Origin of the sequence: Brevundimonas sp. UBA2503 (assembly GCF_002341485.1) — a bacterium.
Lineage (GTDB): Bacteria > Pseudomonadota > Alphaproteobacteria > Caulobacterales > Caulobacteraceae > Brevundimonas > Brevundimonas halotolerans.
Genome location: NZ_DDOD01000008.1, coordinates 149,465 through 155,653, shown reverse-complemented (window position 1 = coordinate 155,653; position 6,189 = coordinate 149,465). Strand labels below are relative to the sequence as shown.

7 protein-coding genes are annotated in these 6,189 nt (G+C 63.9%); 1 reads left to right on the top strand and 6 read right to left on the bottom strand.

Annotated features, from left to right (window positions below; genetic code table 11):
* A partial coding sequence (locus B4K74_RS03440) for an asparagine synthase-related protein (protein WP_286691761.1) occupies window positions 1–1,495 on the top strand: 1,495 nt, incomplete at its 5' end.
* Here the strand turns inward: B4K74_RS03440 and B4K74_RS03435 are convergent.
* The 6 genes from B4K74_RS03435 to B4K74_RS03410 all read right to left on the bottom strand — a co-directional run bounded on the left by B4K74_RS03435 (window position 1,496) and on the right by B4K74_RS03410 (window position 6,034).
* Window positions 1,496–1,639 (bottom strand): hypothetical protein, encoded by a 144-nt coding sequence (locus tag B4K74_RS03435; RefSeq protein ID WP_286691760.1) that lies wholly within the window; start codon window positions 1,637–1,639, stop codon window positions 1,496–1,498.
* Window positions 1,640–1,662: 23 nt separating this feature from the next.
* Entirely contained in the window at window positions 1,663–1,929 is a 267-nt protein-coding gene (locus B4K74_RS03430) for a PqqD family protein (RefSeq protein WP_286691759.1), read from the bottom strand.
* A 56-nt stretch (window positions 1,930–1,985) separates the two neighbouring features.
* A complete protein-coding gene (locus B4K74_RS03425; protein WP_286691758.1) occupies window positions 1,986–2,699 on the bottom strand; it encodes a hypothetical protein in 714 nt (237 codons plus the stop codon).
* A 68-nt stretch (window positions 2,700–2,767) separates the two neighbouring features.
* Window positions 2,768–4,021, bottom strand: a complete 1,254-nt coding sequence (locus tag B4K74_RS03420) for a 2OG-Fe(II) oxygenase family protein (protein WP_286691757.1) — start codon at window positions 4,019–4,021, stop codon at window positions 2,768–2,770.
* A gap of 14 nt (window positions 4,022–4,035) precedes the next feature.
* The gene (locus B4K74_RS03415; protein ID WP_286691756.1) at window positions 4,036–4,956 is read right to left on the bottom strand and encodes a hypothetical protein; all 921 of its coding nucleotides are present in this window, start codon (window positions 4,954–4,956) and stop codon (window positions 4,036–4,038) included.
* Window positions 4,946–6,034 carry a 50S ribosomal protein L11 methyltransferase gene (locus B4K74_RS03410; RefSeq protein ID WP_286691755.1) on the bottom strand — a complete coding sequence of 363 codons (1,089 nt, stop codon included), beginning with the start codon at window positions 6,032–6,034 and terminating at the stop codon, window positions 4,946–4,948. Before B4K74_RS03410 ends, B4K74_RS03415 begins: the two co-directional genes overlap by 11 nt.
* Window positions 6,035–6,189: the final 155 nt, after the last annotated feature.

The following is a 6,189-nucleotide window of genomic DNA, read 5'->3' as shown; positions in this document are numbered from 1 at the left end:
GGGTCACGAGCGATGGGGCGTCGAGGCTGCGACCCGCCTGGCCGGGGAATGGACGCTCGTACGCTGGGATGAACGCGCGCGCACCCTGACCCTGTTGATGTCCGAGTGCGCGCGCGACACCTGCTATTTTGCGGCCTCCGGGGGGCGTGTCGCTGTTTCGGCGGAACTGGTTCGTCTGACACGCCTGCCCTGGGTGGACGGGACCTTCGACCGGGATGCCGTGATCCGGACCATGGGCCGACATTCTTTGCGAGAGACCCTCGGCGACCGCTCGATCATCAAGGGGGCGCGGCAACTTCAGCCCGGTACGAGCGTCACGCTTCGCTGCGACGGGATGACCCGCGCGATCGCGACGCCTCATCCTGCACCGGCGTTGATCGATATCAGTTTCGAGGAGGCGATGCGGGAAGTCGAGACTCTGCTACGCCGGATCGTGCGGAGTCGGCTGGCGGGCCCAGTGCAGGCGGCGTTCCTGCTCAGCGGGGGGCTGGATTCCAGCCTGCTAGCCTGGCTCGGAGTCGAGGAGCGGCTCCCTCACCAGACCTTGCATTTCCTGTCATCGGCTGCCCCGGCTGGAAGCGGCATCAAGGACGAGACTGGCTGGGCGCAGCTCGTGGCAGACCATCTGGGGGCCTCCCTGACCCACGTGTGCCCTGCCCCCGACGCAGAGGTCTATGCGCCATCCGCGCAAGTGCTGGCGGAATGGGAGGCCCCCGTGCCCTCGCCCCGACACTACCTCTACCGGGCGTTTGAGGATGCCGCCGCAGCGTGTGGCTCTACCGTTCTGGTGGATGGGCTTTACGGCGAGCTATCGGTCACCAGTCATGGTTTCTTCCTCGAGCAGAACCCGTCTTGGCCTCACAGGCTAGTGCGATCTGTGCGAGGCGGCCTGGGAGCGGCTTTGCACGGGCCCGAAGCGCAAATCGCCAAAAACTTCCATGTGCAACTGTCCCGGTCGGCCCTAGCCGACATGGCCAAGATCACGACCGGAGGGGATCAGGCTCGTCAGCTCCTTCTGCCGGATGAGCCGTTTGGCTTCGAGCCCGGCTGGGAGAAGAGTGCGCTCCAGCCCACATCAACGGGGCACAGGGGGGTTCGGCTGGTCTACCCGCTCCGCGATCGGCGGCTGCTCCGCCTGGTCGGCACATTTCCAGCCGCATTCGCGCGCCACGATGGAGCGCCGCGATCCATGGCGCGCGCCCTGCTGAAGGGACGCCTTCCCGACACCATCGCGTTTCGAGAGTGCAAGATGCCGTTCTCGCCGACCTGGCCGATCATGATGCAGGACCAAGCCCCCGCCGCACGCGCGCTAATAGCGGCGCAGCGTGAAGCGGGGGCGGGAGAATGGCTGGACCTTGAGTGGCTGGACCGAAGCCTGGCCCAGGTGGCAAGCCAAACGACCGTCAGCCCTGGCCTGTCCTACAGGGTCCAGGCCACTGCGCTTGCTGCAGAATTCTTCCGCTGGTGGAGCGAAAGGGCAGCCGGGGAACCGTGATCAGGACAGCGTGCAGTCTACAAAGCGTCCGCCGTCACCGCCGCGCCCGGGGAAACCTTTGGTTTCTTCGACGGCCAGTTCGGAAACTTCGGGCTCAACCCACTCGCGGCGGGCCTCACCAGCGGTTTTTTTTATCTCAGTCATGGTTGTTCTCCCAGTCCAGGTTGTCAGGCGGCTTCTTCAACAAGCTCAAGCGACTGCATTCGATCCATTAATGAGGAAACTGATTGCTCGCTGGTCTTGAGGTCCACGTCGAAAATGCGGGTCATCGCTCCGGCCAGGGTGCCTTGATCACTCGGTTCTTCAAGCAGGTGCCAAGCCTCGGCAGCCGTGGCGTTCAACGCTATGTAGCGTCCGCTCTCGACGTTGATCATCACGAAGTGGTCTTCGACCTGGGTCCCTACCCAGTCGTCGCGACGCTTCCAACGCTTCATGTCGCCCTCACTCCGACCTCTAGGCAATGTCCGAAGTAATCACATAGCCAAAGCTCTTATCCTGTCAATCGAAGACTCTTCGCGATACGGGCCAAGGGATTGATAGCCGCTGCCTCAATTCCCAAGAGCCCGAGTATCCGGGGTCGGTGACGATGGCGAAGCAGAGCCGTCAGGGCAACCAGGCCGACTGCGTTACGCGCGCCGCCATCAGGCTCGATCAACTGCCCCATGGCCACTGGACATTCGCGTAATTGTTGTCCGACCGGCGTCGGCAGGAAAACGCGAGGGTCGTCCGGTCCGCTCGCCCTGCTGAAAACGCCGCCAGGCAGGCCGCTCGCCAGGACGCGGTCACCTTCAAGCCGCAGCCGGACTGAATCATCGGCGATGGCGTAAGCTCCGCTGCGGAGCGCCTTGACTAGGCGCGACGACTTTCCACTACCGGAATCACCTAGAATCAGCCATCCTGGGCCATCGACTGAACCAGAGGCCGCTGCGGCGTGGAGCACGGTATCGCCGCGCGCCCAGAGCAGGACAGGAAGGGCGGTCGCGACCAGCATTGCTGCGATCAGCGTCTCGTCCGCGCCCCTTTCCGGAGAGATCGTGATTCGTCGTCGGTCAGTGATCGTGTAGCGCGCCAAGTTTGGCATGGTGAAATCGAATCGATCCACGTCCCTGACACGGTATGGACCCCACGCGACAGTTTCAGGCCACGGCGGCGGCGTCCCGTAGTCCACTTCGACATCTACCGGCGCATCAGTCGTCGCGGCCATGGCACCGGGGATGGGCACCACGGTCCGGATGTTCAGGCCGTATCCGACGCACCGCATCGCCGAGCCCTTCAGCCGCGCTGAATGTCGAAGGCCAGGCAAATCCGGCGACCCTCGCTGCCGTGGGCAAAGGTGCGGTGGTAGGTATGTGAAGGAAACAGAAGCAGCATACCGGGTTTTGGTCGGATCAGGGTCTCTCCGAACTGGCGCGAGGCCTCCTGCCCGACGAGGTGTTCGGGCAGGCCGAAGGCGATGCAGCCCTCCCGGCCAGAACCGGATCTCACAGCAGCGGGGACGTCAACGTAATAGACGCCACTCATCCACCCTCCTTGGTGCACATGCCATTCTTCATAGCCTTCGGCGTCCGTCAGGACACACCAGTTATGAAGCATGCCCCTTTCGGGTCGCGCATTGGTCCAGGTTGAGGCCTGCTCCTCGAGGCGTGAGACTTGGTCAATCACTGCACGACGGATTTGCTCCTGCAGTGCGGGAATGGCGACGGACGAAGCGAAAGCAGGCTGATCGACCCGCCAGGTCTTGGTCGACGCCGTTCCGTACCGGTCAAAGCGAATATCGGGGTGACGCGTCAGTTCAGCACGAACGTCGGCATTTAGCGCCGCTAGGTCGGGCCAGCCAGGGGGCGCGGCAAGAAACTCCCGGTGGAGGAAGCGGTCCAGACCGACGGCTTCCCGCGCGTCGTCAATTCGACCTTGCGTCGCGAGCGCCAATACCCGTGCGACCAGGAGTCTCGAATGGCCGACTCCCGCCTCCAGGAGACGATCAGCCGTGTCCAGCGCGTCCTGCGTCGCGCCGGCTTGTAGATCAAGCGCCGCCAGACGCTTGTAAACATTGGTGTTCGAAGGGTCCGCCTCGAGAGCAGCGCGAAGCGTGGTCCTGGCTTCCTCTATCCGGCCCTGCCGGATCAGGGCCTTGCCGAGGGCGGCCTGTGCTTCGGCGCGCTGAAGCGGCTGCACAGTGAGAGCCACAGCCCGGCGGGCCATCTGCTCGGCAGCATGGTCGTCCTCCGGCGTTTCCTTCGAAATGTGGCATTCGGCAAGCATGATGCCCCACTCAGCCTGGGGGGCGTCCCGCATCAGCTGGCTGTAGAGGTCCAGTGCCTCGTCGAACTGGTCCTGGATGAACAGCAGCAGAGCCAGTTTGGCTCGTAATGGAATGGACCCGGGATTAACCGCAACGCCTTGGCGCAGCAGCGCGACCTCAAGCGACTTGGCCAAGGAAATAGGCGGTTCGATGTCGAGACTGAATTCACGCACGAGGAATGCATCACCGATGCTGAGGCCTCTGTCCACTGCCATGTCGCTCATCTCCCGGGCGGCGCTCACTGCCCGAGCCGGTGGGAAATGATCGAGCCGAAGCGGGCCATCACTCTCTCGGCCTTTTCTTCGACTGGCATCATGGACGGATCTGTCGCTGCTGGGGCCGTGAAGATGACAATGCGGGGCGCGGCATGAAGCAGCGTAGCCGAGCGCTCTCGCCCGAAGGGCAGAGCTTGCATCCATTGCGGACGAAACAGTTGGCGCGCCAGCATCTCGCACGCATGAGCCGGCCCCGAAGGGATGGGCGGGTCGCCAAGAACAACCATCGCCGCCAGCGGAACCAGACGGTCGGGGTCAACCGAAACCGCCCGCTGCAAAAGTTTGTCGTCCCCGGGCATGCCAGAGGGAGACACCATCCGGATGGCGTGACGTCCCGGTTGCAGCATCGGCTCGCCAGGTCGGGCCATGGTCATCATGGCCGTGAGATCATCCGAGACCAACCGTCCTCCACGCTCGACAAGTGCATGACACAATGTCGACTTACCCGCCCCGGAGGGGCCGACCACCATGATCGCCCGCCCCCCGATCTCGACCGAAGAGCCATGCAGCGGGACCAACCCCCGCCACGCCAGGATGATGGCGGCTACGGTGCCGTAAAAGGCGCTCGGCATCTCATGCCCATGCGGACACCACCAATCGACACGGCCCGCCCCGAAAGTGTCGAACACGGCGTCCCTGAATCGGAAACGCGCGCCATCGGCAAACACCACGCCGTTGTTGACGACCCGTCCGCCAGCCCTGTCGCAAAGATTCTCGACGCGCCTCACCTGCACATCAGCGGGCCCCGATTCCTTATCCGGCCGAAACTGGACAAGCGGATGATCGGACGACCACCGGAGGCCGAACGCCTGTGCGACGAACAGCTCCCGCGATGGATCCGAACGGTCGACGCGGCGAGCGCGCAGGGACCGGTCAGCCAACATGGAGCCGGGCGACATCAAGCGTGAGCAGCATACCCCGATGCCGCAAGGTCACATCCACGCGTTCTCCTGCCGCTGTCTCAATGGGCGATGGCAGGCGTCTGAAGGACACGCCCCAACTGGACCCGTCGTCGTGCGGCGACGGCGCGTTCTCGTAGATTTCATCGGGTCCGAACTGGATCGATATCCATTGCATCACTGCATCAATCCGTCCGCCCGTCGAGGTCAGGGAGACGGTCTCCGAGGCCGGCCCGAAGGGTGGCGACCGGTCGTAGTCCATGCTGAGCGCAGAGACGGGCTCGGAGCACATCTCCACCTTGTGCATCTGCCCTCGCCGGATCCATCGTTCCGGCTCCTGCAGCAAGTCGAACGCCGAAAGATCGAAACCCTCCACGTCACCGAGTGTGCGACGGTCACGCTCGCGATTGTCGCGCACCAGCGCGAGACGCACGCAGGCGCGCCCGGGGACGGAGCGTGCACCGGGCTTCAGCAGCCTCGCTCGCGCATCGCTGAGCGAGTGGGTTACGCCCTCGTCGAACAACTGGGGACCAAAGATTTCGTGAATCACCAGATCGGCGGGCTCCGCCAAATCACCGGGGATACTCAGATCTGTCGAAGACTTGGCCACAACGCGTATACGTTCCGACAAGCCGTTGCGGCGTATGATTTCTGTCGCTGCGGCAGCGATCATGGGCTTGGCCTCGCAGGTCACGACCCGGGCGCCGGCTCTCGCGGCAATCATGGCCAGCAGGCCCGCTCCGCATCCGATCTCGAGGACCGTCATACCCGGCCGAACAGCCGCCTCAATGGCCCGGGCGTATGCACGATTGCGATTGCCGTCCAGGAGCATCGTCCGGTGGAACGACTGAACCCCCTGCGCCAGCGCGCCCCGGACGGCCATGTCCACCGCAAGACTGTCAGGTGCCGCCGCGACAGCTCCCTCCCCGACCGCCAGCGCATCCTCCAACAGGCCCCTCTCGCGAAGCAAGCTGCAAAGCATCGCCATCTCTTCGGGGCGTCCCCGTACGGCCGGATATCGGTCGAGGATATCCCCGGTCTTTTCGCTCATGATCATGGTCATTGTCAGCTTATAGGGCACCTGTTCACGATCGCGCCAGCGCTCCTGCGAGCACAACAGGGTTGAGAACTCACACCTGCCCTTCCGACGACGAGAGCGAGCCAAGCTCCGCTTCCGGTACTGACAGTTAACTCCACCAAGTCGAGAAGTGCCCTTCC